This window comes from Streptomyces sp. NPDC087906 (genome assembly GCF_055584925.1).
Genome location: NZ_JBVJLC010000006.1, coordinates 410,968 through 436,592 on the forward strand (window position 1 = coordinate 410,968; position 25,625 = coordinate 436,592).

The 25,625-nt window shown below is 68.8% G+C and carries 20 protein-coding genes and 3 pseudogenes; 13 read left to right on the forward strand and 10 right to left on the reverse strand.

The features are described 5' to 3' along the window. The first annotated feature begins 6 nt into the window (after nucleotides 1-6). Nucleotides 7-2,067 (forward strand): glycogen debranching protein, encoded by a 2,061-nt coding sequence (locus ACZ63I_RS20705; RefSeq protein WP_469340439.1) that lies wholly within the window; start codon nucleotides 7-9, stop codon nucleotides 2,065-2,067. A gap of 77 nt (nucleotides 2,068-2,144) precedes the next feature. On the opposite strand, the gene ACZ63I_RS20710 is transcribed toward ACZ63I_RS20705, so the two are convergent. Continuing rightward, complete coding sequence (locus tag ACZ63I_RS20710) at nucleotides 2,145-2,474, reverse strand: STAS domain-containing protein (RefSeq protein WP_469340440.1); 330 nt, start codon at nucleotides 2,472-2,474, stop codon at nucleotides 2,145-2,147. Between the two features lie 122 nt (nucleotides 2,475-2,596). Between ACZ63I_RS20710 and ACZ63I_RS20715 the strand changes: the two genes are divergently transcribed. The 6 genes from ACZ63I_RS20715 (at nucleotide 2,597) to ACZ63I_RS20740 (ending at nucleotide 9,446) form a co-directional block, all read left to right on the forward strand. Next, nucleotides 2,597-3,550: a LysR family transcriptional regulator gene (locus tag ACZ63I_RS20715; protein WP_469340441.1), complete on the forward strand. Its 954-nt coding sequence runs from the start codon at nucleotides 2,597-2,599 to the stop codon at nucleotides 3,548-3,550. A 191-nt stretch (nucleotides 3,551-3,741) separates the two neighbouring features. Continuing rightward, nucleotides 3,742-5,229 carry an FAD-dependent monooxygenase gene (locus tag ACZ63I_RS20720; protein ID WP_469340442.1) on the forward strand — a complete coding sequence of 496 codons (1,488 nt, stop codon included), beginning with the start codon at nucleotides 3,742-3,744 and terminating at the stop codon, nucleotides 5,227-5,229. A gap of 59 nt (nucleotides 5,230-5,288) precedes the next feature. After that, nucleotides 5,289-5,777: a VOC family protein gene (locus ACZ63I_RS20725; protein ID WP_469340443.1), complete on the forward strand. Its 489-nt coding sequence runs from the start codon at nucleotides 5,289-5,291 to the stop codon at nucleotides 5,775-5,777. A 41-nt stretch (nucleotides 5,778-5,818) separates the two neighbouring features. Then, nucleotides 5,819-6,901 (forward strand): aldo/keto reductase, encoded by a 1,083-nt coding sequence (locus tag ACZ63I_RS20730; RefSeq protein ID WP_469340444.1) that lies wholly within the window; start codon nucleotides 5,819-5,821, stop codon nucleotides 6,899-6,901. A 114-nt stretch (nucleotides 6,902-7,015) separates the two neighbouring features. Beyond that, nucleotides 7,016-8,185 carry an IS701 family transposase gene (locus ACZ63I_RS20735; protein WP_469340445.1) on the forward strand — a complete coding sequence of 390 codons (1,170 nt, stop codon included), beginning with the start codon at nucleotides 7,016-7,018 and terminating at the stop codon, nucleotides 8,183-8,185. Between the two features lie 79 nt (nucleotides 8,186-8,264). Next, a complete protein-coding gene (locus ACZ63I_RS20740) occupies nucleotides 8,265-9,446 on the forward strand; it encodes an IS701 family transposase (RefSeq protein ID WP_469340446.1) in 1,182 nt (393 codons plus the stop codon). Between the two features lie 243 nt (nucleotides 9,447-9,689). Here the strand turns inward: ACZ63I_RS20740 and ACZ63I_RS20745 are convergent, their stop codons facing one another. The 3 genes from ACZ63I_RS20745 to ACZ63I_RS20755 form a co-directional block, all read right to left on the reverse strand. Further along, complete coding sequence (locus ACZ63I_RS20745) at nucleotides 9,690-10,358, reverse strand: hypothetical protein (RefSeq protein WP_469340447.1); 669 nt, start codon at nucleotides 10,356-10,358, stop codon at nucleotides 9,690-9,692. 412 nt (nucleotides 10,359-10,770) lie between these two features. Then, nucleotides 10,771-12,369: an alpha-1,2-mannosidase gene (locus ACZ63I_RS20750; RefSeq protein ID WP_469340448.1), complete on the reverse strand. Its 1,599-nt coding sequence runs from the start codon at nucleotides 12,367-12,369 to the stop codon at nucleotides 10,771-10,773. Nucleotides 12,370-12,845: 476 nt separating this feature from the next. Next, complete coding sequence (locus ACZ63I_RS20755; RefSeq protein WP_469340449.1) at nucleotides 12,846-13,610, reverse strand: alpha/beta fold hydrolase; 765 nt, start codon at nucleotides 13,608-13,610, stop codon at nucleotides 12,846-12,848. Between the two features lie 363 nt (nucleotides 13,611-13,973). On the opposite strand from ACZ63I_RS20755, the gene glgX reads away from it, so the two are divergent. Together glgX and tkt are read left to right on the forward strand one after the other, a co-directional pair. Further along, nucleotides 13,974-16,088, forward strand: coding sequence for a glycogen debranching protein GlgX (gene glgX, locus ACZ63I_RS20760; protein ID WP_469340450.1), 2,115 nt, complete (start codon nucleotides 13,974-13,976; stop codon nucleotides 16,086-16,088). Nucleotides 16,089-16,525: 437 nt separating this feature from the next. Further along, nucleotides 16,526-18,748, forward strand: coding sequence for a transketolase (gene tkt, locus ACZ63I_RS20765; protein WP_469340451.1), 2,223 nt, complete (start codon nucleotides 16,526-16,528; stop codon nucleotides 18,746-18,748). A gap of 171 nt (nucleotides 18,749-18,919) precedes the next feature. Here tkt and ACZ63I_RS20770 read toward each other — a convergent pair whose 3' ends face one another. Continuing rightward, entirely contained in the window at nucleotides 18,920-19,417 is a 498-nt protein-coding gene (locus ACZ63I_RS20770) for a MarR family winged helix-turn-helix transcriptional regulator (RefSeq protein WP_469340452.1), read from the reverse strand. Between the two features lie 80 nt (nucleotides 19,418-19,497). On the opposite strand from ACZ63I_RS20770, the gene ACZ63I_RS20775 reads away from it, so the two are divergent. Continuing rightward, the gene (locus ACZ63I_RS20775) at nucleotides 19,498-21,585 is read left to right on the forward strand and encodes an MMPL family transporter (RefSeq protein WP_469340453.1); all 2,088 of its coding nucleotides are present in this window, start codon (nucleotides 19,498-19,500) and stop codon (nucleotides 21,583-21,585) included. Between the two features lie 88 nt (nucleotides 21,586-21,673). Then, a pseudogene (locus tag ACZ63I_RS20780) lies at nucleotides 21,674-21,877 on the forward strand (lycopene cyclase family protein); the annotation flags it as partial. Between the two features lie 61 nt (nucleotides 21,878-21,938). Here the strand turns inward: ACZ63I_RS20780 and ACZ63I_RS20785 are convergent. The 4 genes and pseudogenes from ACZ63I_RS20785 to ACZ63I_RS20800 form a co-directional block, all read right to left on the reverse strand. Beyond that, nucleotides 21,939-22,160 (reverse strand): annotated as a pseudogene (locus ACZ63I_RS20785) (alpha/beta hydrolase); the annotation flags it as partial. A gap of 14 nt (nucleotides 22,161-22,174) precedes the next feature. Then, nucleotides 22,175-22,525, reverse strand: coding sequence for a hypothetical protein (locus tag ACZ63I_RS20790; RefSeq protein WP_469340454.1), 351 nt, complete (start codon nucleotides 22,523-22,525; stop codon nucleotides 22,175-22,177). Nucleotides 22,526-22,539: 14 nt separating this feature from the next. After that, a complete protein-coding gene (locus ACZ63I_RS20795; protein WP_469340455.1) occupies nucleotides 22,540-23,040 on the reverse strand; it encodes a TetR/AcrR family transcriptional regulator in 501 nt (166 codons plus the stop codon). Nucleotides 23,041-23,287: 247 nt separating this feature from the next. Then, nucleotides 23,288-23,529, reverse strand: a pseudogene (locus tag ACZ63I_RS20800) (hypothetical protein); the annotation flags it as partial. 84 nt (nucleotides 23,530-23,613) lie between these two features. On the opposite strand from ACZ63I_RS20800, the gene ACZ63I_RS20805 reads away from it, so the two are divergent. Further along, nucleotides 23,614-23,880, forward strand: coding sequence for a hypothetical protein (locus tag ACZ63I_RS20805; protein ID WP_469340528.1), 267 nt, complete (start codon nucleotides 23,614-23,616; stop codon nucleotides 23,878-23,880). A 420-nt stretch (nucleotides 23,881-24,300) separates the two neighbouring features. Here ACZ63I_RS20805 and ACZ63I_RS20810 read toward each other — a convergent pair whose 3' ends face one another. After that, nucleotides 24,301-24,963, reverse strand: coding sequence for a type III effector protein (locus ACZ63I_RS20810; RefSeq protein ID WP_469340456.1), 663 nt, complete (start codon nucleotides 24,961-24,963; stop codon nucleotides 24,301-24,303). Nucleotides 24,964-25,090: 127 nt separating this feature from the next. Between ACZ63I_RS20810 and ACZ63I_RS20815 the strand changes: the two genes are divergently transcribed. After that, a complete protein-coding gene (locus ACZ63I_RS20815) occupies nucleotides 25,091-25,522 on the forward strand; it encodes an Hsp20/alpha crystallin family protein (protein ID WP_469340457.1) in 432 nt (143 codons plus the stop codon). The last annotated feature ends 103 nt before the right edge of the window (nucleotides 25,523-25,625 follow it).

Consider the following 25,625-nt stretch of genomic DNA (forward strand, 5'->3'; position numbering starts at 1 on the left):
CACACCATGGTCACCAGCGATCTTCTTCCGGCCTCCGCCCGATGGCACGTCGCCGCCGGGCGGGCCCGGCCACTCGGCGCGAGCCCCGTACCCGGCGGCGTCAACTTCGCCTTCCACGTCAACGGCGCACGCGCCGCGTGGCTGGTGCTCCTGGACGCGGCGGACGGCACCCCCGTCGTCGAACTGCCGTTCCCCGAAGGCGGCCGGTTCGGCACGCTGTTCACCGCCACCGTGCGGCAACTGGACACCGGCCGCTTCCACTACGGCTACCGCGTCGAGTACACCTCCGGCGGACTCTCGCCCGTCCTTCTCGACCCCTACGCCACGGAGTTGACCGGTGCGGGGGAGTGGGGTCAACGCCCCCGCTACCGGTCCGCCGTCACCCCACACGACTTCGACTGGGGCGACGACCGCCCGCCGCGCATTCCGCACGGCGACCTCGTCATCTACGAGACACACGTGAGGGGGTACACCCGGCACGCCTCCGCCGCGGTCAACCACCCGGGTACATACGCCGGCCTGTGCGAAAAGATCCCCTACCTGAGCGAACTCGGCGTCAACTGCGTCGAGCTGCTGCCCGTCTTCGAGTTCGACGAGACGGACAACACGTACGTGTCGCCGGCCACCGGCGAGCCACTGCGCAACTTCTGGGGCTACAACAGCGTCGGCTTCTTCGCGCCAAAAGCCGGCTACGCGTCGCGTACCGGCCAGGGAGACGCCTCCCGCGAGCTGAAGTCACTGGTCAAAGCGATGCACGCGGCAGGCATCGCGGTCATTCTCGACGTCGTGTACAACCACACGGCCGAGGGCGACCACCGCGGCCCCACCCTGTCCCTGCGAGGCCTGGACGAGTCCGCCTACTACCTGCTGGACGACGCGGGCCGCCCCCTCAACCTCACCGCCACCGGCAACACCGTCAACTGCAACCACCCGGTGACCCGCACCCTCATCCTGGACAGCCTGCGCCACTGGGCCACCGAATACCGCGTCGACGGCTTCCGGTTCGACATGGCGGCCATCCTCACTCGGGGGACCGACGGCCGGCCGCTGTCCGACCCACCGCTCATCGAGGCCATCGCCCGCGACCCGGCCCTGGCCCACTGCGTGCTCATCGCCGAGGCAACGGACGCCGCCGGCGTCCACCAGATCGGCTCCTTCCCCGCCTACGGGCGGTGGAGCGAATGGAACATGCGCTACCGGGACGCCGTCCGGCGCTTCCTCCTGGGCCGGTCCGGCTCGGCGGGAGAGTTCGCCACCCGGCTGGTCGGCTCACCCGACCTCTACCGGGAACGCGGCGCCACCGCCTCGGTCAACTACATCACCTGCCACGACGGGCTGACCCTGGCCGACTGGACCTCTTACGACCACCGCCACAACGAGCCCAACGGCGAGGACGGAAAGGACGGCATACCCGACGAGGAGAGCTGGAACTGCGGACACGAAGGCCCCACCGACGACCCCGCCGTCCTGCGGCTACGCGCCCAGCAGGCCCGCAACGCCCTCCTGCTGCTCCTGGCGAGTCACGGCGTGCCCATGATCCTGGCCGGCGACGAGTTCGGACGCACCCAGCACGGCAACAACAACACCTACGGCCAGGACGGCCCGCTCGGCTGGGTCGACTGGAACCGCCGCGCCGCGCACACCGGGCTGCTCGCCTTCACCCGGCGCGCCATAGCGCTGCGCCTGGCGCACCCGGTGCTCCGCCGCACCGTACATCCGGACAGCCAGGGCGCGCCCGGCGTGCCCTGCCCCCCGGTGAGCTGGCACGGGGAGGAGCCGTGGGAACCGGACTGGTCGGAGGGTTCGACGCTGCTCGCTGCGATGCTTTACGAGGACCGCGACGACGCGCCTGCGGACTGCGTCTACCTTGCGGCCAACTCGGGCGGTTCCGACCGGACCGTACGACTCCCCGAGCCGCCGCCCGGCCTGCGATGGCATGTCTTCGCCGACACCGGCTCCCCGGTCCACCAGGACGGATACGAGCTGGGCGAGGAGCCCCTCTGCGGCGGCACACACTGGACGCTGGCCGCCCATGCGAGCCTGCTGCTCGTCGCCGGGGGAGTGTGAGTCCGGGACCGGCCGGCGGCTTCCCGCGCCGCGTGTGCGGATGCGGGAAGCCGCCGGCGGTGCGGTGGGCACCGCGGTCACGCGGTGGCGAGCGCGTTCGGCTCGCGGTGGACGATGGTCATCGAACGGTCGAGGCCGGCCAGACGTAGCTGGGACATGAGCGCGGGAGAGGCTCCCTCGACCACCACTTCGGCCGAGTGCGGCACCTGCTGGCCGGCCACGGCCAGGCACCTCACCGCGCCGCTCGGCAGGAGATCCGAGTCGTGCACATCGATCACCAGGCGCCGGGTGACCTGCCGGACGGCCCGGTCCAGGACCGAGCGCACCGTCTCGACATCGTGATCCTCGCCCGCCATGCGTACGACGGTGCTGCTGCCCGCGGTCCCGAGACTCAGCTCAAAGCTCATGACTACTCCATATCCCTACCGGCCGCGGAAAGTCTTGTTCCCGGGCACCAACAATGTCTCTGCATAAAGGATCGCGGAAGTGTCCAAGTCCTGTCCAATAACTTTCATGATGACGTGAACGCATGGATATCGATACGAGACTTCTACGTCACTTCGAGGAGTTGGCGCGGGAGGGGAACCTGACCCGCACCGCGAAACTGCTTTTCATCACACAGCCTTCGTTGACGAAACAGATAAGGAAACTTGAAACCCTCATGGGCGTGCGGCTGTTCAGCCGGAGCCGTCACGGAATGGAGTTGACCCCCGCCGGCGCGGAGCTCGCCAAGCGGCTGCCGGAGCTCCTCGCGGACTGGGACGACCTGGTGCATCGCACACGTGGGGCGGCCCGTGACACCGTACGCGTCCTGCGGGTCGGCTTCGTGGCCAGCGCCGCCAACGAGGACACGCAGTCGATCCTCGCCGAGTTCGCCGGGCGACGACCGCGATGGCGGGTCGAGATGCGGCAGACGCAGTGGAGCGACCCCACCGCCGGTCTCGCCGCGGGGGACGTCGACGTCGCGCTGCTGCGGCTGCCCTTCCCGGGGCAGGAGCGCTTCCGGCACGAAGTACTGATCACCGAGCCCCGCTGGATCGCCCTGCCGGTCGGCCATCGTCTCGCCCATCAGCGTGAAGTCGCCTTCGACGACGTACTCGACGAGCCCTTCGTCGCCGTCCCTGAGGAGTCCGGTTGGTGGCGCGACTACTGGCTCGCGACGGAGGAGCGCCGGGGCCGGCCCGTACGTATCGGCACGGTGGCGCGCAGTCCGGACGAATGGCTGCACGCGGTCGCCGGCGGCTACGGCATCAGCCTCACCCCCATGGCCACCGCCTCCTTCTACCAGCGGCCCGACGTCATCTACCGCCCGCTGACCGGGGTCGCGCCCAGCGACGTGGGGGTGGTCTGGCCGCTGAACGACCAACCCCCGTCCGCCGTCCATGATTTCGTTGAAAGCTGTATTGCAGTCCGTGCCGGGCACGCGCCGGTCATGCCGACCGGAAACAAAGGCGCGGATCTTCCAAAGTCGCATCGGAATTGATTGGCCTGGCGCCGAGTTGGCAACAGGGTAAGCCTGAGTGATCTTGTGACTTTGTACAGTTGGCGTTGCGAGAGGCTTCTGAGGCTCCCGATACTTGCAGCGCCCAGCTTGCGAGGCCCGAGCCCGACCGTTTACGCGGAATCCTGGATTCGGCCCGCAAGAGGTCAACGACTGCATGATTGGAGTGCAATATGCCGGACCATCAGAACACTTCGACACTGCCCAGCAGTACGGACGTGATGATTGTCGGCGCGGGGCCGACCGGCCTGGCCCTGGCATGCGCGCTGCACAGCCAGGGCGTGGATTACGTTCTGGTGGATCGGGCGGCGAGCAACGCCGTTCACTCGCGTGCGGCGGCCGTCCACGCCCGCACACTCGAATCGCTCGCCACCATCGGAGCCGCCGACGCACTGATCGAGAGGGGGAGACCGGGACGTTCCTTCACCGCCAGGGACGGCGAGCGCAGTGTGATCCACACTCCCTTCGACGAACTGGACACGCCGTACCCCTTCGTCCTCGCGGTCCCGCAGCAGACCACCGAGGAGGTTCTTGAGGAACGGCTCGTCCAACTCGGCGGCAGGGTGCATCGGCGCACCACTGTGGTTGCCCTGAACGAGCAGTTCCCCGGGATGAACGCTCTGATCAGCAGCGAGGACACCGGCGAGGTACGAGCCCTGCGGGCGCGCTGGGTGGTGGGTTGCGACGGTGTGCACAGCACCGTCCGTGAGCAGGCCGGTATCCCGTTCACCGGCCACGAGAAGCCCCATAACTTCGCCCTCATCGAGTTCACCATGGACTGGTCCGGTCCCGAGGGGGAGATCACCTTCTTCTTCTCGCCGGCCGGTCTGCTGGCCGTCTCCCGACTGGAGGGAGATACGTTCCGTGCCGTCGCACTCGTCGACGACGACACACCGGCACTCGACGAGCACGCGGTGCAGGCCCTCCTGGAGTCCCGCGGCCCCAGTGCGGCGGGTGCCAAGGTCGGGGAGTTGCGGATGTCGTCCACGTGGCGGGTGCGCCACCGCCTCGCCGAGACCTTCGGAGAGGGGCCGGTCTTCCTGGTCGGAGACGCCGCTCACGTCCACAGTCCGGTCGGGGCCCAAGGTATGAACACAGGACTTCAGGACGCTTTCAATCTGGCCTGGAAGCTTGCGGCCGTGGCCAAGGGAGAGGCCTCACCGGCGCTCCTGCGCACGTACAACGCCGAACGGCGGCCCATGGCAGAGGGGTTGCTCGCCTTCGCGGCCCAACTCCACGACATCTCCACGATGAGCGACCCCGACAAGATCCGGATGCGTAACGACGTTCTCGGTGCCGCAGGCCAACTGCCGGAGGTCCGGGCCTGGCTGGCGAGCCGCCTGGCCCAGCTCTCCGTCACCTACGGCGGTGGAGAAGGCCCGAGTCCGGCGGTGGGCGACAGGATGCCTCCCCGCCCCGGCATGGCCACGGGGCTGGGCTGGTCCCTCCTTGTGCCGTCGGGCGCCGGCCTCGCCGCCGCCGAGGCCGCTGCGGGAGAGATACCCGTCCCGGTCGCGGTGGCCGAGGCGGCCGGCCTTCCGCACGCCGTGCTGGTGCGCCCGGACGGTCATGTCGCACTGACCGCCCCCGCGGCTCTGGTGGCGGAGCTGCCAGGACGTCTGCGCGAGTGGCTCCACCGGGACTGGCCCACCGGCGTCTGACCCCCACCCTCCCGGCAAGAGCCCCACCCCACCCTTCGAACACTCGCAAAGGAGAGCGCATGGCACCGCAGGACACCCCTCCGCGCCCCGTCGCCCCGACACTGATGCACGTCGCCCTCGTGTGCGCCGACATCGACGAGTCGCTGCGCTTCTACCGGGACGGCCTCGGCTACACGCGTATCTACGAGTGGAGCAAGTCCTCCGAGCAGGACCCGCCCTGCCGGCACATCTACGAGGGCCGGGCCCTCTACATCGAGCTCGGCGGCGGCACCTATCTGGAACTGTTCCCCGGCGGCCGTGACGACGTGGATTCCCTGCCCGGCCCCCTCCAGCACATCGCCCTGATCGTGCCCAGCGTCGACGAGGCGTACGCCAACTGCCTCGCGGCGGGAGGACGGGCCTTCCCCTTCGACGAATGGCCCGGCCGGCCGACCAGCGTCGTGCTCAACGGCGAGCCCGAGACGAAGGCCCGGGTCGCCTTCGTCAAGGGCCCCAGCGGAGAACTCGTCGAACTGTTCGAACTGCATACCCCCGTAGTCGCCCGCTAGCTACCGGGCCGCGCTGTTCGCGGCGCGGCGAAGGAGGACACATGCGTTACACCCTGCTGGGCAAGACCGGACTGCGGATCTCCGAACTCGCCCTGGGGACCGTCACATTCGGCGAGGACTGGGGATGGGGTGCGTCACTGCCGACAAGCCGGGCCATCCTCGACCGCTACGCCGAGGCCGGCGGGAATTTCATCGACACGGCGGATCACTACACGGGCGGCACCTCCGAGCGCTACCTGGGTGACATCCTGAAGGGCCGCCGGGACCGGTTCGTCGTGTCCACCAAGTACACCCTTCAGACCGACCCCGACGACATCAACTCGGCGGGCAACCACCGCAAGAACCTCACCGCCTCCCTGGAGGCCAGCCTGCGGCGGCTGGGAACGGACTACATCGATCTGCTCTGGGTCCATGCCCATGACACCCTGACGCCGGTGCCCGAGATCATGCGCACCCTCGACGACCAGGTGCGGGCCGGCAAGATCCACTATGTAGGCATCGCGAACTGGCCGGCCTGGGAGGTCGCCCAGGCGAACACCCTCGCCGAACTGCGCGGTTGGTCCCCGTTCGTCGGTCTGCAGATCCGCTACAACCTGCTGGAGCGGGCACCTGAGCGCGAACTGCTGCCGATGGCCCGGCAGTTCGACATCCCGGTACTGGCCTGGGGAGCCTTGTCGGAGGGTCTTCTCACCGGCAAATACCTCACCGGCGGTACGGGCCGGCTCACCGTCGAACCGCGCGAACACAACAGCCGTCCGGGCACCGAGGCCCTCGTCCGCGAAGTCGTGGCGATCGCCGAGGAAGGCGGCTGGTCACCCGCGCAGGTCGCGCTTGCCTGGCTGTTGCACCGGCCGCAGACCGTCATTCCGATTCTGGGGGCCACCAAGGAGAAGCAGATCGAGGACTCCCTCGGGTGCGTCGACGTCGCACTCTCCGCCGACCAGTTGGCCCGCCTCGACGAGCGCAGCCGGATCGAACTCGGCTACCCCCACGACCTGATGGGCGATCCCGTCACCCTGAAGGACATGTACGGCCGCGACTGGAGCAACATCGTCGACCGGCGCACCACGGTGCGTCGCGGAGTCAACGACGACGCCCACTTCGGTGCCGCGCGCTCCACCTGACCGCTCCCGGGCGCCGGAGTCACCGGACTCCGGCGCCCCGATTCCCAGCCGACCACGTGCGATAGAGAGCAGCCTTCTTACCTATTTCCCATCACCTACAGCCGGGGGAACAGCATGTCCACCAGTACGGCGGCGATGACCACCAGGGACGCCCTCTCCGACTTCGCAGGCGAGGTCTTCCGCTCCATGTCCCGTGTGGACCAACGACGTTGGGCCGAGGTCTACTTGCGGGGCCTGCTTGTGGTCGAGGGCAAGAAATCAGTGCGCAGGATCTCCGAGGACGTCCTGTCCGTTCCCGCGCACCAGTCCCTCCAGCAGTTCATCAACCAGAGCCCGTGGGAGTGGGAACCGGTCCGGGCCCACATCGCGCGCTATGTGAGCCAAGGGGAGCCCGCCAAGGCCTGGGTGCTGTCCCGGGTGGCCATACCCAAGCGCGGCGACCGTTCGGTCGGCGTGGAGCGGCGTTTCCTTCCCGAGGCCGGCCGCACGGTGAACTGCCAGATCGGCCTGTCGGTCGCCCTGGCCGTCCCGTCCGGGAACATTCCGGTCAACTGGCGACTGCTGATGCCGTCGAAGTGGCTGGCCGACACCGCGCTGCGGGAGTCCGCGTACATACCGGACGACGTGCGGGCCAACGTCGAATGGATCGATTTCGTCGCCATGCTGGACGAACTGGAGTTCCAATGGGAGGTGGGCCGTGTCCCGGTGGTGGCGGACCTGACCCACCTCGCCGAGGTGCCCGAGTTCGTCACGGAACTCACCTCCAGGGGAATCGACTTCAGCTTCGAGGTCGACGGCTCGCTCGAAGTCCTCGACTCGGCAGGGCAGCCGCGCCCGGCCCGTTCCGTCCACGCCGCCCGCAGCGCCTTCAAGCGGGCCGGATCCGCCCTGGCCCTGGGCCGCTGGTGCGGCCAGGCGAGTCTGCCCTGCGGACACCGCGACACCATGAAGGTCGTCTCCAGTCTCGTAACGCTCCCCAGCCAGGTGCGCTCTCGCGATGGGCAGGGGCCTCAAGTCCGCCTGCTGACCGAGGTGTCGCCGTCCGGCACGGCGACGCACTCGTGGATCACCAACCTGAGCGGACACCGCGTCGATGACATCGTCGCCCTCAGCAGGCTCACGCAGAGGTCCAAGGAAAATACCCAGGCCATGGAACACAGTTTCGGATTACGCGACTTCGAGGGCCGGTCCTACCGCGGCTGGCACCATCACATGACGATGGTCTCGGCCGCCTACGCCTTTCACCGGCTCGCCGACCGGCGACCGTCCGCCCAGCCGGGGTAGCGGGGCGGTGGCGTACACGTCCACCTTGACGACGTCGGAGATGACTCGTGGAGCGGGCAATCCCAAGGAGTCGCAAGCCATGCCACAGGAAGCCACGGAGCAGCAGGCCCCTTACGGCCACCCCCTCGCCGTCTTCTCCGACGAGCTGTTCGGATATCTGCCCCGGGCGGACCAGCGCCGGTGGGCCGAGGCCTACTTGAGGGGCTTGCTCGTCACCCGCGGCAAGAAGTCGCTGCGCAGAATGGCGGAGACCGTTTCCCCCCTGCCGACCGCGGGCCACTCGCTGCGCCAGTTCCTCAACGCCAGCCCCTGGGACTGGACCCCGGCCCGCCGTGAGATCACGCGCCGGGTCGGCGGGGCGCTCCCGGTCAGAGCCTGGTCCATGGAGTCGGTGTTCCTCCCCAAACGAGGCAGTCACTCGGTCGGTGTGCACCGCAGCTTCGTCCCCGCGTCCGGCCGCACCATCAACTGCCAGCAAGGGGTGGGGATATTCCTCACCACCGAAACGGGAGCTTTCGCGGCCGACTGGCGCCTCGTGCTCCCACCGGACTGGACGGCCGACCCCGCACGGCGCCAACGGGTCCGCATCCCGGATACCGCAGGCCCACAGTCCGCGCTCGACTGCGTTCTGGACCTGGTGCGGGCCCTGGACGCGGAGGTCCAGCACGCCAAGGTCCCGGTCATCGCCGACCTGACCGGCCCCACGAGCCCGCTTCCCGTCCTGCGCGGCCTGAGCACACAGGACCACGAGTTCATCATCGCGGTCCCCGCCGGCCTCCGGGTGGTGCCCCAGCACAGCAGCCGGAACCCGGTGCCCGTCGGTGAATTACTACGGCAAAGCGGTCACCGCAAACTGCACGCCGCCTTCGAACGCAGGGACGGCCTTCCCATGCGCAGGGTGCGGGTCGCCTCGTCGACGGCCTGGCTCACCGGATCAGAACCCCATCCTCCGTACAGCGGGCACACGGCACTCCGCTTCTTCACCACACACGTACCGACCGGGCAGGGACGGATCTGGGTCACCAACGGCCTGCACCGCCGCATCGACGAGTTGCTCGACCTCGTGCGTCTGCATCTTGGCGCCGCCGACGCCATCCGAACGATGAGCGACGAACACGGGCTGCTCGACTTCGAAGGACGTTCCTTCCCCGGCTGGCACCACCACATGACACTGGTCTCCGCCGCTCATGCCTACCGGCGACTGGGCGAGGCGCTGGGCGACCCGCGGTTCCGCCACCGGCAGCCCAGACCGGCCGTCTGACACCTGCCTTTCTGCACCCGAGGCGTCCGCGGCTGAGCGCGGTACCGGGCCGACAGCCGTAGCGGCGGCGGCCAGGCCTGCCGCCGGGACGCAGTTCGGGAGCCCGCTCCACCACGGTCACCTCGGCCCCCCGCCGGCGGGGACCGCTCACCCGAGTTCCCTGCAGGCCTGTCCGGATCGCGTGCCCGGCAGCGTGCGCAGCGCGGCCAAGGCTGCGCCGGCGGGTCACCGCTCGGAGCGCGCTCAGGCGTGAATGATCTTAGGGAAGGCCTTGTCCGTGTCGACGTAGTACTTGCGGACCAGCGGGCCGAATCCGTCCTGCGAGTCGCCGAGGATCATGGCCTTGACGACCTGAATGCTCTTCGCGTCATCGAACTTGAGCGCCTTCGCCTCGGTGCCACCGAGGACCAATGGTTTCCACTTCTCCCGGGACTCCACCGTGGCGCTGACGTCCGGGTCGAAGCCCAGATAGTAGGGGCGTCCGGACGGCTCCTGCCCGACGGCCAAGAAGAGGATCACATGGAAACCGGCGTTGCGCTTGTTGTTGAACTTGCTCTCGCTCCCGCCCACGTGTCCGGTCGAACCGTTGATGATCACGGCACGGTCGGCCTTCACGGCTTCGCCGACAGCGGCCCATTTGCCTTCGATCTTCAACGGCACCGAGAGACCCGAGGGCTCGTACAGCCCACCTGCTCCGGGGCTCAACAGAGCGCCGACCCGTTGAGCGCGCACCTGGCAGTCGTTGTCCATCATTCCCGAGAATATGGAATCCGTCGGCATCTGCAACCAGAACTTGAGGCGATCGAGGGCGGGGCCCGCCGTCGCGTCGACCGCCTGCGAGATCCGAGCCCTGATGGCCTGGATCGTCGGTGTGGTCTGGTCGGCGGTTTGAACGTACGCCTGCTCGATCATGAAAGATCCCCCCCGTTCGACTCTCCTGTTCACTATGGCGTACGGAAGGTGCCTTAGGTAGAGCGGAGAATGAAGAGCGGAGGCCGAGGAACGCGCCGCCGTGGCCGTCAGCCAACTCCTCCTCGGTGAGGCCCCCGTCGACGCCGATGCTCCGTGCTTCATCGCGGTCCCTCCTGACGACACGGTACCGCCGGTCCGCGGCGGGCAGAGCCGTCACCTCGGCGCCGGCCGAGGGCGGCCTACCCGCACCGGACAGCTCCGAGCCGGCCACGGACTCCTGGTAGCAGCCCTCGCCAAGGCCGAGACCCCGCAGTCCGGCGCTGTCGGCTGACCCAGTCTGCGAGAGTGAATTCCCCCTGGAGACCGGCAAGCCTGACGATTACCCGGTGCGGTGGGCGGGCCGGGGGACGGGTCAGGGGCGGAGGTGCTCCGTGAGGCGGGTCAGGAGGCGGGCCGCTTCTTCCAGGTTCCTGGCCGCGGTGGAGAAGTCCGCGGCGAGCAGTTGCTCCTCCTCCGCGTCGTTCTCCTGCTCCGTCGCGAGGACGGGGGCCGGGACGCTCGTTCCGCGGTACCCCATCGGCTCCCTGCCAGTGTGCTGCCGGTAGCCGACGAAGTCGGAGACGCCGGACTGCGCGGGTGTGCCGCCCCCGTCGAAGCCGAAGAACTGCACCCGCGAGAGCTGTGTCTCATCTCCCCCGGAGTTGGCGGTGATGCGCAGCCGGTAGTGCTGGTAGCCCGACGCGTTGAAGAACGAGAACTCCCTGGTGTCGAAGCGCCGGTTGAACTCCTCGTTCTCCCGTGCGTCCAGCCGAGCCCAGGTCCTGCCGTCGTGGGAGCCCTCCAGGTGCCAGTCCGACGGGTCGCGCTCCTGGCAGTCGTTGGCGGAGGTCAGGCTGTAGGCCGTGACCACGGCAGGGCTCTCGAAGGTGAACTCGAGGTCTGCGGCGTTCTCGTGAGCCAGCCATTTGTCGCTCGCCTTGCGCAGGAGGTTGGCCGCGACCTCGCCCCACTCCGCGAACTCCTCGCTGGCCTCCACCTTGGACACCATTTTGGTGAGGTCCTGGCGCTCGCCGGTCGCCGAGGGGGCGGACGTTCCCGTGACGGCGGTCCGCAGGGTGAGCGAGGTCGCGTCGCCCTTGCGGTCGCTCCACGTCACCCGCTCCACCGCCGTACCGCCGTCGTCGAGCAGGAGGCACAGCCGGCCGACGGGCCGCCACACGCCGTCGTGCTCCTCCTCGGTCGCGAAGTACCGTCCGGGGACGCCGGGGGCGCCGGGGGCGCCGGTGCCGGCGGCCCGGCGCTCGGTGAGCGTGCCCCGCAGTTCGCCGATGGTGCCGTCACCGGCCCGGAAATGGCCGTGGAAGCCGGACAGGTCGCTGCGGAACGCGACGGCCGACTCGGCGCCGTCGGTCGTACGCCACGACAGGCGGGTCGCGGATTCCGCGGCTTCGCCGTCGCCCCCGTCGAGGTGGAACACCAGGCTCGGCCCCGGCTGCCAGGTGGGCGCATCAAGGGTGCGCCGCTCGGTGGCGAAGGTGCGGACCGACCGTGCGCCCGTCCTCGCCGCGAGGACACGCTCCGCGCGACCGGCGTCCTCGGCGGGGTCCAGCGTGATCGTGCTCACCCGGAGCAGGTTGTCGCCCCCAGCGTCGGCCTCGGAACCGACATTGCCTATGCGCAGGACGTTCACGCCCGGCCGGAGAACCTTGCCCGGCACGTTCAGCACCAACTCCCGCGCGCCGCCCGGGTCGCCGTCGTCGGGCAGCACGAAGCCTGCCGTCACCGTCTCGTCGTTCAGTACGACGTCCAGGGGGACGGCCGCGCCGAGCACGGCGACGCGCAACTCGGTCTCCGTGACGTCCTCCGAGCCGTCCACCGTGAACTCGACCGCGAGGTGGCCCCCGGCCGCCACCGCGACGTAGGAGGAAGCGATCACACACCGCTGATGGCGGACCGCGGCGTTCAGCAACTCGGCGGGGCGGACAGCGAAATCAACGCGTACTGGGGCCATCTGCGCTTCTCCTCATGGGTGTTGGACCGGTCGACCGTGCCCGACAGGCCGGGCAGTTGCTCTAGACGCTAGCGGTCCCCTCTGACAACGAGGCTCGACTCCTGTCACAGACGCACCACGAACACCGTTGGCGTGCAAGGCAGTTCATGACATGCCGGGCTCGCGCCCCGGGCAACGCACCACAAGGACAGCGCGAAGCCCCGCCGCGTTGCTCAGGAGTCGGACCGGTAGCCCAGCACAGCTCGGGCCCCCGAGAGCCATTCCGTGTCGTTCCGGCGGATCCGTACGGTCGACGGCGGGCGTGCCCGACTCGGACGAAAGCCGTGCGGGCCCGTCCAGAAGGCCGAGATCGCGGCCTCCGGCACCCAGCCGCCCACCTCGCGCTCGCGAACGCCGTTCCTACCCGCCAGAGACACGAGCCGAAGAAAGCCTCGGAGGAAGTATCAGACAACGTCGTCCGTCTCCGCAGGGAGGAACTAGTGACGGCCCCTGGCGAGGAACTCCGTGACGCTCCGGACGAAGTCGTCCGGACCGTCCACCCACGGGTGGTGTGCGGCGTTCGCCTGAACAATGTGCTCGCCGTGTGGGAACAGTCCGGCTACCTCGGCGGCGGAGTCCGGGCGTGGAGAGCCGTCCAGCGCACCGGATATCACCAGGACCGGCGCGTCCAGTTCAGCCAGTACGGCGCGGGCGGCGTCCGCACCGTGAAAGGCGCCCGGAGCCAGGTAGGCATCCGCCGCCGTTTCGTCGAACCACTCCTCGCACAAGGCGGCATGTGTCTGCGCAGCCGTGTCCCAGTGGCCGTAGGCCAGACGGTCGAGCAGCGCGAAGTCCGCGTCGCTCGCCTCCCCGGAGACCGCCCGGTCGAAGGCCGGCCGGACCTTTTCGTACCACCGCTCGTCGCGGCGCAGCTCCAATGCCTCGCGCCGCCGCTCGACAGGGAAGTCGATCCCGGCAGTGCGCGCACGCGCGCAGACCAGGACGAGGGAACGCACCCGCTCCGGATAGCGAGCCGCATAGGCAAGCACGAGATCACCGGCGGCCGAATGGCCAAGAAGATCTAGCTGCTCCAGACCGAGGGTGACACGAAGCGCCTCGATGTCCTCGGCCTGCCGGTCCACCCGCGAGCCCGCGAGGTCGGCGGGCCTGGTCGACTCTCCAGTGCCGCGCAGGTCCAGCAGCACCAACTCTCGTTGCGCCGCCAGCCCACCGAGGTCGCCGAAGTAGGCGGAGCGCATCATCGGGCCGCCGGGGACGCAGACAAGCGGTCTATCGCCCCCGGAGCCCTTTCGGTGGTAGCGAGGCGGGTCCCGTCGGGCATGTCAAAAGTCGGCATGAGCGGATGCTCGCAGGTGGCGCAGTGATCCGCCACGCAATAGTCGGCCCAGCCCCATGACTCTTCTCGTGCTCGCGAACAGTGCGGGACGAATCGGTCTGACCGTGTTGTTCTCAATTGTCGGCCGCCGCATACCGTCCCCGGACGTGGTGCGGGCGAACGGCCTGCTCATCGGGTGCTGAACAGCCCTGGAGGGCGGCCGGCACTGCCCGCCCGCGGGTGACGAATCGTGCTGTGTGAGGTCGGGAGGCCGGGGCACACCATGGTCATGGATCTTCAGGGCGGTCGCGCCTACCCTCTGGGCGCCGAGTATGACGGCGCCGGCACCAACTTCGCTCTGTTCTCGGAAGTCGCCGAGAAGGTGGAGCTGTGTCTGGTCGACGACGACGGGGCGGAGCGCCGTATGGCGCTACCCGAGGTGGACGGGTCGGTCTGGCACGGTTATCTGCCCGGAGTCGGCCCCGGCCAGCGCTACGGGTACCGGGTCCACGGGCCCTTCGACCCGGCGAACGGGCTGCGCTGCAACCCGGCGAAGCTTTTGCTCGACCCCTATGCCAAGGCTGTCGACGGGCAGATCGACGGGGATCCTTCGCTGTGCGGCCACCGCGTGGACGATCCCGGCGTTGCCGATGACCGCGATTCGCTCGGGCACGGCATGTTGGGCGTGGTCACCGATCCCGGTTCGTTCGACTGGGCCGGCGACCGGCCGCCGCAGCGCTCCTACCACGACTCGGTGATCTACGAGGCACACGTCAAGGGCATGACCCGGCTGCACCCCGACGTCCCCGAGGAACTCCGCGGCACGTACGCCGGTATGGCCCACCCCGCAGTCGTCGCGCACCTGGTCGACCTCGGGGTGACCGCCGTCGAACTGATGCCGGTGCACCAGTTCACCCAGGACGGCTTCCTGGTCGACCGCGGCCTGTCGAACTACTGGGGCTACAACACCATCGGTTACTTCGCCCCGCACAACGCGTATGCCGCCACCGGCACCCGCGGCCAGCAGGTCGACGAGTTCAAGTCCATGGTCAAGGCGCTGCACGCGGCGGGCCTGGAAGTGATCCTCGACGTGGTCTACAACCACACCGCGGAGGGCAACGAGCAGGGCCCCACCCTGTCCTACCGGGGCATCGACAACCGGTCGTACTACCGCCTGGTCGACGACGACCCGAGCCACTACTTCGACACCACCGGCACGGGCAACAGCCTGCTGATGCGGCACCCGCACGTCCTTCAGATGATCATGGACTCGCTGCGGTACTGGGTCACCGAGATGCACGTCGACGGCTTTCGCTTCGACCTCGCGGCCACCCTGCTGCGGCAGTTCCACGAGGTGGACCGGCTGTCGGCGTTCCTCGACATCGTGCAGCAGGACCCGGTCATCGGCGCGGTCAAGTTGATCGCCGAGCCCTGGGACATCGGCGACGACGGCTACCAGGTCGGCAACTTCCCCGCCCTGTGGAGCGAGTGGAACGGCAAGTACCGCGACAACGTGCGCGGCTTCTGGCGTGGAGACCAGGGCGCGCTCGGCGAGTTCGCGGCCCGCATCACCGGTTCCCCGGACCTCTACCAGCACGACAGCCGCAGGCCGCGGGCCAGTATCAACTTCGTCACCGCCCACGACGGGTTCACGCTCCGCGACCTCGTCTCGTACGAGCAGCGGCACAACGACGCCAACGGTGAGGACGGAGCCGACGGGGAGAGCGACAACCGGTCCTTCAACTGCGGCGCCGAGGGACCTACCGACGACCCCGGGATCCGAGAACTGCGGCTGCGCCAGCACCGCAACATCCTCACCACCCTGCTCATATCGCAAGGCGTCCCGATGATCGCCCACGGCGACGAGACCGGCCGCACCCAGGGCGGCAACAACAACGTCTACTGCCAGGACAACGAAACCGCCTGGATGCACTGGAACCTGGACGACGATCAGCGGCAACTGCGCGACTTCGCCGCCCACCTCGTGCGACTGCGCCACGAACACCCGGCTCTGCGGCGCCGACGGTTCCTGCACGGCCCCAGCGACACGATCCCCGCCGAACGCGCCGACATCGCCTGGCTGCGCACGGACGCTCAGCTCATGAACCAGGAGGACTGGCAGCGCGGCGACGCCCACGCGTTGACCGTCTACCTCGGCGGCGACAGCGACATCGAACGCTCGGAACCCAACGCCACTCCCGATGATTCTTTCCTGCTGCTCTTCAACGCCTATCACCAACCCGTGGAATTCCGTCTCCCCGCACAGGACTTCGGGCAGAAGTGGACCACCGTGGTGGACACCGCAGAACCCCTGGCCCCGGAAGCCGGGGCGACGGCGTCGGACACCACGCTGACTCTTCCGGCTCACAGCCTGCGAATACTGCAGAGCCCCCGCACGACCTGAGCCCACAACCGCAGCCGCCGTCCGGCCGCTGCCTGTCCCCGGCCGGGCACAGGCAGCGGCTGTGGGCCGGCCTCCTACGTCCGACGCGAGCGGGCACTCTGTCCACGGCGCATGTTCAAGAACTCGTCACCACGGCTCTGGGGGTGGCGGCCGACCACTGGCAGATCTCCCACCCCCCACTCAGCGTGGGGCGCGCTGATCACTACGGCTACGGCCACTACGCCGATCCGACGGACGGGCGGATGGTGTCCCTCTTGCGAGTGCTGACCGCACTTTTTGCTCGACGGATGAGTGCTGGCGGAGTGCCTGCGGGCACCCGGTGCCAAAGGGATCCCGACGGAGCGGCCCGTGAGGTGGCCTCACCGGCGTCGGCACAGATCATGGGCCTGATACGCCAGGGATGTAACGTAAGTTTCATACGCAATTAAGGAGTCTTCATGGCGAACGAGACATCAGGTAATGAACCCTCCGCGACTCGCGATCGAGGCGTAAGTCAGCCCGTGAGCGGCCAGGTGGGCTGGGACGCGGTGGATGTGCGAGCGGTGGACACGGTTCGGCTGCTCGCCGCCGACGCCGTGCAGAAGGTCGGCAACGGTCACCCCGGTACGGCGATGAGCCTGGCGCCGCTGGGCTACCTGTTGTTTCAGAAGGTGATGCGCCATGACCCGAACGACGACCGGTGGCTGGGGCGCGACCGCTTCGTGCTGTCGTGCGGTCACTCCAGCCTGACGCTGTACATCCAGCTCTACCTGTCCGGGTACGGTCTTGAACTGCCGGACCTGCAGGCGTACCGCACGTGGGGGTCGGCCACGCCCGGCCACCCCGAGCACCGCCACACCCCCGGGGTCGAGATCACCACCGGACCGCTGGGGCAGGGCCTGGCCAGTGCCGTAGGTATGGCGATGGCCGCGCGCCGCGAGCGTGGCCTCCTCGATCCGGCCGCCGCGCCCGGCGCGTCTCCCTTCGACCACCACGTCTACGTCATCGCCTCCGACGGAGACCTGATGGAGGGCGTCACCGCCGAGGCGAGTTCCCTGGCCGGACACCAGGAACTCGGCAACCTGGTGATGTTCTACGACTCCAACAACATCTCCATCGAGGACGACACCAACGTCTCGTTCAGCGAAGACGTACCGGCCCGCTACGCCGCCTACGGCTGGCACGTGCAGACCGTGGACTGGACCCGCACCGGCGACTACGTCGAAGACGTGGACGCGCTGCTGGCCGCGATCGAGGCGGCCAAGGCGGAAACCGGCCGCCCCTCGCTGATCATGCTGCGTACCCTGATCGGCTGGCCCGCCCCCACCAAGCAGAACACCGGAAAGGCGCATGGCTCGGCGCTGGGCGACGATGAAGTCGCCGCGACGAAGGAGCTGTTGGGATTCGACCCCGCGCGCACGTTCGTGGTGGAGGACGAGGTCCTGGCGCGGACGCGCGAGGCGTCAGATCGCGGCCACGACGTGCACGCCCAATGGCAGGACCAGTTCACCGCCTGGCGCGAGGCCAACCCCGCGCGCGCCGCGCTGCTCGACCGGCTGCAGGCAAAGGAGTTGCCGGAAGGGTGGGCCGAGACGCTGCCCCAATTCCCTGCCGACTCCAAGGGGATGGCCACCCGCAAGGCATCCGCCGCGGTGCTCAACGCCGTCGCGGACGTCCTGCCTGAGCTATGGGGAGGATCGGCCGACCTCGCCGAGAGCAACAACACCACGATGGAGGGCGAGCCGTCCTTCCTGCCGGCCGACCGGCAGACCAAGGAGTGGAAGGGCGACCCGTACGGGCGCACCCTGCACTTCGGCATTCGCGAGCACGCGATGGGCGCGGTACTGAACGGCATCGCGCTGCAAAGCCTGACACGCCCGTACGGCGGCACGTTCCTCACCTTCTCGGACTACATGCGCCCCGCGGTCCGGCTGGCAGCCCTGATGCGGTTGCCCGCGACGTACGTGTGGACCCACGACTCGATCGGTCTGGGCGAGGACGGCCCGACACACCAGCCCGTCGAGCACCTCGCCGCACTGCGCGCCATCCCGGGCCTGGATGTCGTACGGCCCGCCGACGCGAATGAGACCGCCGCCTGCTGGCGCACCGTCCTGGAGCACACCGACCGGCCCGCCGGGCTGATCCTCACCCGCCAGAACCTGCCGGTCCTGGATCGGGGGAGCGGTGAGTTCGCCGCCGCTTCGAACGCGGCCCGCGGCGGGTACGTCCTTGCCGAAAGCGAGGGGAGTTCGACACCGGACGTCATCCTCGTCGCGACGGGCTCGGAGGTGCAGATTGCCCTGGACGCCCGCGCCCTGCTGGCAGCGGACGGTCTGGCGGTGCGCGTGGTTTCCATGCCGTGCCGGGAATGGTTCGCCGCCCAACCACTGGCTTACCAGGATGAAGTCCTGCCGCCCGAGGTCCGGGCTCGGGTCAGTGTCGAGGCTGCCGTCGGCCAGGGCTGGCGCGACGTGGTCGGAGACGCGGGACGGATCATCAGCCTTGAGCACTACGGCGCTTCCGCCGACTACCAGACGCTCTACACCGAATTCGGCATCACCGCCGAGGCGGTGGCGGCCGCCGCCCGCGACAGCATCCGGGACGCCACCGAGACCCCGCGCCCAGGCGGCCGCCAGCAGGCTGCCGCCCCCACGAGTGGAGGCACGGGCGACCGTCCGTGACGCTCTGCGCCGATCCTCGGCCGGCTACCGCCAGGGCCACGCAACGCCCCGGACAGGAAAACGGCGATAAGCGTACCAATGGTGATGATCAACTCAAATGAGGAGGTGTCGGCGGTAAGCTGCGAAGGACATTCCGGACGGTGAGCTTCTTCCTCATTTCCGCACCGGCGATCAGGTCTCCGGACCCGCCCGCCGGTCGCGGAGTTCGGCGTTCAGGGTGCTGAGGAAGGTGAGGATGGTGCGCCGCTCGTCGGCGGAGGCGCCGGCCAGAGCCGCCCGGGTGCTGTCTGCCAGCGGCTGGAAGAAGGCGCGCGCCACGTCTGCGGCGGCCGGCTGGTGGTCGAGATGGACGACGCGGCGGTCCTGGTTGTCGCGTGAGCGCCGGATGTGCCCGGCGCGTTCCAGGCGGTCGAGGCAAGCGCTGACGGCGCCCGAGGTGAGTCGTAGATGGTCGCGCAGGCCGGTTGGCGTCATGGCGGCCCCCTGTGCGGCCGGGGCGTCCATGATGGCGACCAGTGCCTCCACGTCGGTGGGGTGCAGCCCCCGGGACAGCGCGAAGTCGTGGGCCACCCGGTTGAACTCGCTGTTCATGAGGCGTAGTTGCACGGCGAAGGCGCGGAGGTCGGCTTCGTCACTGACGGCATGTTTGCCCTCGTCGCGGGGTGGCATGCGTACAGTCTATAGAAACTCAATCGTTGAGATACTTCATGATTGAGTGATGCCTGTGCCGCGCCCGCCTAGGAGAGTTCATGGCAACCACCCCCCGATTCGTCCGCTGGCTGATCCCGGTCGTGCTCGTCGTGGCCTGGGTGGGTATCGGCGCGGCGTTCGGGCCGTACGCGGGCAGGCTCAGCGAGGTGTCGACCAACGACCAGGCCGCCTTCCTGCCGCAGAGCGCGGAATCCACTCGCGTCCTGGACGCACAGAAGCAATTTCACCAAGCCGAGACTCTGCCGGCCATCGTGGTGTGGACGACCGAGGCCGCCGCGATCAATCCCGCCCAACGCGACCAGGCGACCAGGGCTCTGACCGCGGCGACCTCGGTCGACGGCGTGGTGGGCAAGCCCTCTCCCGTCTTTGTCTCCAAGGACGGCCGCGCGCTTCAGGGAGTGGTCCAACTCCGGCCCGATCTGGGAAGCGAACTCCCCGACGTGGTCAAGAAGCTGAAGAGTGCGGCAGGTTCCGTGACCGGCACCCGGGCGCAGGTGGCCGGCCCCGCCGCTACCCAGGCCGATCTGTCCGACGCGTTCGCGGGCATCGACGGTCTGCTGCTCGGCGTCGCGCTGCTCGCGGTTCTGGTGATTCTCCTGCTGGTCTACCGCAGCATCCTGATGCCATTCCTGATCATCCTCAGCGCTGTGTTCGCCCTGGGGCTTGCCTCCGCGGTGGTGTACGCGCTGGCCGATCACCACGCTGTACGCGTCGACGGGCAGGTGCAGGGCATCCTTTCCATCCTGGTGATCGGCGCCGCGACCGACTACGCATTGCTGCTCACCGCCAGGTTCCGGGAGGAACTCGCCGTGAGCGGCCGCCGGTTCGCCGCCGCGCGAGCCGCCCTGCGACGCTCCGTCGCGGCGATCACCGCCAGTGCCGCCACCGTGGCTCTGGGGCTGCTCGCCCTGCTGCTGAGTGATCTCACCAACAACCGCGCGCTGGGGCCCGTCGGCGCCATCGGCATCGGGTGCGCGGTGCTGGTCACGCTGACCTTCCTGCCCGCGGTCCTCCTGTTGCTGGGCCGCGCCGCGTACTGGCCCACCAAGCCCCGCCCGTCCGACGCGGACAGCGGCGGGCACGGGCTGTGGCGGCGCGTGGCAGCACGGATCGACCGCCGTCCCCGTATCGTCTGGGCCGGCACGCTGATCCTTCTCGCGGTCTTCGCCGCGTTCGCACCGACCCTCCGCTCCGAAGGCGTGCCCCTGGACGAGACGTTCGTCAACAGGGCGTCCTCCGTCGAGGCGCAGAAATCCCTCGACGCCCACTTCCCCGGCGGATCAGGACAGCCTGTCGTTCTGATCGCGCCTGCCGCCAAGGAGCGTGCGGTGACAGCCGCGGCAGCCCGCACCCCCGGCGTGAGCGAGGCGGCGCCGCTCGGCGCCGGCGGCAAGCCGGGCGGCCCTCCGCAGGAAGCCGCGGGACGCGTCCAGATCGAGGTGACTCTCCAGGACGCCCCGGACAGCGACAGGGCCAAGGCGACGGTCCAGCGCCTGCGGAACACGGTACGGGGCATGGGCGAACCGCGGACGCTGGTGGGCGGCTACACAGCTCAGCAGTACGACACGCAGAAGACCGCGGCACACGACCGGCTTGTCATCGTCCCCGTCGTGCTGCTCATCATCCTTGTCATCCTCATAGGGCTGCTGCGGTCCTTGCTGATGCCGTTGCTCCTGGTCGTCACCGTCGCACTCAACTTCGCCGCGACGCTCGGCGTTTCGGCACTGGTGTTCCGTCACGGCTTCGGGTTCAGCGGCACCGACTCCTCGGTGCCTCTGTACGGATTCGTCTTCCTCGTCGCCCTCGGCGTGGACTACAACATCTTCCTGATGACCCGGGTGCGCGAGGAGTCGCTCCGACACGGCCCACGGGAAGGGGTACTGCGCGGTCTGATCGCCACCGGCGGAGTCATCACCTCGGCCGGCGTCGTGCTCGCGGCGACCTTCGCCGCACTGGTTGTCATCCCCCTGGCGTTCCTGACCCAGATCGCCTTCATCGTGGCCTTCGGCGTACTGCTGGACACCCTGGTGGTCCGCTCCCTGCTGGTCCCCGCCCTGGTCCGCGACATCGGCGGCCGCGCCTGGTGGCCGGGAGTGCTGAGCCGGCCCCGCAAAAGCAAAGCCTGACGTGAAGGCCCGTTCTGGGGAAGTATCGGCAACACACCTGTACCGGGGAGGACGCTCGGTACACCCGTGCGCTGGAAGGGAGATCAGGGTGCCCGTCACGGACGCGAATGTCGTCCTTGCGGGCGGGGGAGCGGCCGGGCTGTCGCTCGCCTACCGGCTCTGGCGCCCCTGCGCAGGGGCCCCGCCGCCCTCGGTGATCGTCGTGGACGCGCCGAGTGGACCGAACAGTCCGCCGGAGCGCACCTGGTGCAGCTGGGAGCCGCCGGGCGGTCCGTACGACTCGGTGCTCGCGGCATCGTGGCAGCAACTGCGCGTCCGTGGTCGGGACGGGGCAATCATCAGCGGCGACCGGCACCGTCGCGGTCGGTGGGACCGCTGCCGGGCAGCAGCATTGCCGCCCGCAGCCGTTGCCCCGCACGATGCTCGGGAACGTGCAGGGTGCCGTACGCGGTCGTTCCGTCGGACGTGAAGACCACCTCGCGGTCGGCGGCAAGCACGAGACCGGGCGTCGCCCCGGCCGGCGTGGCGGTGCCGACGGCCAGAGCCATCAAGGCGGCTGCCAAGTGGCGAAACAGTGGCCCTACTTCCGTCAGACAAGGGCGTTCTCGACCAGGGCAACAGTCGCGCGGGGGTCGTCGACCTGGACAACCAGGCGGGCGTACTTCTCGTCGGCGAGTTCGACCACGACAGCCTTCGACGGATCCTTGACGTCCCAGAAGACCTTGTCACCATCCTGATGGAATGTGCCTGCGGTGATCACACCGGGTACGTGGGAGCCCGGCGCACGGATCCCCTTGGAGTCGGTGGCAATACCGGGATCGGCGGTCGCACCACGGACGTTGGCCAGCGGGATGGTCAGGCGGCGCTTGAAGGCCCAGAGCTTGTCGAGACCCTCCAGCACGACGACGAGGTCGTCGCCGACGATACGTATCAGTGCCATGTCAGGTTCCCTTTTCAGGTGAGAGGGCCGAGGCGCTGGGTCAGCGCGGCGGCGACTTTGTCGGGGTTGCCGCGCAGGAGGAGGCCCAGCGCGGCGGCCGTGAGGGCGGCGGCCAGGTCGGCGGGAACGCCGAGTGCGTCGGCGATCGCCTGGTCGACGGCGGTCAACGCGGCCGTCACCTCGATGGCGACCTCCTCGTCGACCGGTGCGCGTTCGATCGCCGCGAGGAGAAGCAGGCCAAGGTCCGCCGACGTGACGAGCCGCAGCACCGCCCCTGCATCCGTTGCCCCGGCGAGGGCGTCGAGCAACGAGTGAACATCGTCGGCGAGGTGGCGGCGCAGAGCGATCAGGTAGAGGCCGCGCTTGCTGCCGAACGTCTTGTACAGACTGTTGCGATGCACGCCTAGGTGCGCGACGAGGTCGTCAACAGATACACCGTCATACGCGCGCCGGCCGAACAGCGCCACGGCCGCACGCACCGCCTCGTCCTCGTCGAATGCTCTCGGCCTGCCCATGACTCCTACGATAGGCAGTTAAGGAACGATCAGTCAAGAACGATCGTTCCTTAACTGCGGATCTCTTCCCGAGGCGCGGTCCCGGACGGCCCGAGACTGCGGCACCGCGTCAAGCTGCTTGAGGAAGCCCGTCCTCGTTCGATCGCTTCATTCGCTCGCGGGGTTTGAAGATCGGCGGCAGACCTTGCGGTTGAGGTGCCGCTGAACGCTGCCAAAGCTCTTGCCGCGGGAACGGACTCCGTTAGTGCTTCATGCCGGCGAAGGCATGCTCGACGCGGGCACGTACCCGTCGGTGTTCGGTGTTGTCTTCTTCCCCGCCTGGCAGCAGGGCCCGGCCGGGGCGTTTGCGGTGCGGGACGACGAGTCCGGTGTTGATGTACGCGCCGTCGCCGAGGACGGTCAAGCTGGCGCATCGTGAGGTTCGTTCGTGCGCTGATACACAGCCACCAGCAGCACCCGGTCCGCCAAGGGCAGACACCATGGTCGGCCGCCACCCGGCCCGTTCCCGGACGACCTTCAGCATCCGCTCGAGCGCACTGAGGAGTTCGTCTGTTTACTCACTCCCGGCTCTTCCTGCGCGCCGTGAGCGGCTCGAACGCCGACAGCGCGTACCTGCACTACCGCTCGGCCCAACTGGCCGGCGCGAGCGACGCGGTGCTCAGCCCGGTCCGCGCCGCGGTCAAGGATCTCGCCCACATACGCACCGCCGCGGCGTCTGCGGGAGTACCGGACCTGCTGTTGGCGAGGGTCGAGCAGATTTATACCCGCGCCGCGGGCGCCGGCCTCGGCGACCAGGACCTGACCGCGGTCCGCGCGGTTCTGAACGGGCAGGCGTCATGATGCGACAGAGCGTGCAACCGGCCGTCCTGGACGGGGTCCTGACGCTGGAAGGGGGGCGTGTTGGTGTGTGGGGTGCTGGCTGGCCTGGGGTGTTGCTGCTTCTTTTGTCTGTGTGATGGGTGGGGTTAGCGGGTGCGGGGGCGGTGGTGGGTTTCGGCGAGGTAGTCGAGTTGTACCGCATCGAGGGCAGTTTTGGTGATGCGTTCGGTGCCGTCCCAGATAGCGGTGATGGCGGCTTGGGGGGGCACGCCGTGTTCCTCAACTCCGGCTCTCCCGCTCGGGTCTGCACCTAGTGCGTCGTTTCCGTCGCGGTCAGTCCGGTCAGTCGTTCCTGGAACCGCGCTACCTCCCCCTTCTGCCTCGGAGTGGTCACGGCTGTCGGGGAATTCGGCCGGTAGTGGTGGCTGGTCGGATTGTGGGTCAGTGGTCGTTGGGGTGGCGCAGGTGGTGGGTGTGGTCGGTGAGGGTGTCGACGTGGTCGGCGAGTTCGGGGTGGCGGGGTCGCAGGTGCGGGGCGGTGGCGGCCAGGGGGGCCAGGAGTTCGGCGGGGTCGTTGTCGGCGAGGGCCTGGTGCAGGTGGCGGATCGGGTCCCTCGCGGTGGCCGGTAGGTCGGTGAGGGCGGTGATTTGGCCGGCGAGGCGGCGTAGGTCGGCTGCGTTGTCGCGGGCCCAGGTGGTGACGTTGCGGTCTGCGGCCCGGCGGTCGCGTGTTGCCTGTACGCGCTGTTCGCCGGTGCTTCCGGCGGCTCCGGGGCGCTGTCGCAGGTAGCGGCGTTCGGCGGCTTGTCGGCTGGCGACGCCGAGGGGGTGGGCGAGGTCCGCCCAGCTCGCACCAGCGTGGCGTGCCGTTTCGACCAGGCCCGTCTCCCATCCGGCGAGCTGTTCACGTACCTGGCGCAGCAGCAGTAGGGAATTCAGAGCGTCCTGGGGGTCTGCGACAGGGGTGTCAGGCCGCTCGGAGGTGTGGTTCTGGGCGGCCTCAACGGCTTTGCCGATCGCTTCCAGGGCGGCCGCGGCGGCGAGGAAGGAGACCGGGCTCTGCTTGTCCGTCCGGGGTGGGGTGGGCGGATTCGGTGCTGGCATTCGAACCTCCTCCGGTGTTGTCACCCTATCGACGACACCGTTCTTGTCATCCATTGGATGACATGCTACAACGGATTCCAGGTGAAGCGCATGGGCGGTACTGCCCGGACTTTGGAGGTGTTTCGCGATGCTGATGCGCACTGACCCTTTCCGTGAACTCGACCGGCTCACGCAGCAGTTGATGGGCTCTGGTACGTCTTCGCGGCCGGCCGCGATGCCGATGGACGCATACCGTGACGGTGACGACTACGTCGTGGTCTTCGATCTTCCCGGTGTCACGCCGGACGCGATCGACATCGACGTGGAGCGGAATATGCTCACCGTCAGGGCTGAGCGCCGCCCGGTGGGCGGGGCCGACACCGTGCAGATGGAACTGGCCGAGCGGCCCCTGGGTGTGTTCTCCCGGCAGATCGTTCTTGCCGACACGCTGGATACGGAACGCATCGAGGCCAACTGCGAGGCGGGTGTTCTGACGCTGCGGATCCCGATCGCTGAGCGCGCCAAGCCCCGCAAGATCACCATCGGCGGGGCCAGCGGTCGGCGGGAGATCTCCGGCTGAGCCGGGCCCTCCGACAGTGGGGGGCGGGACACGATCCCCGCATCCCGTCCCCCACTGACACTGGCGAGCCTCGTCGATTCACCGACTGACCTCTCCGGTCCTC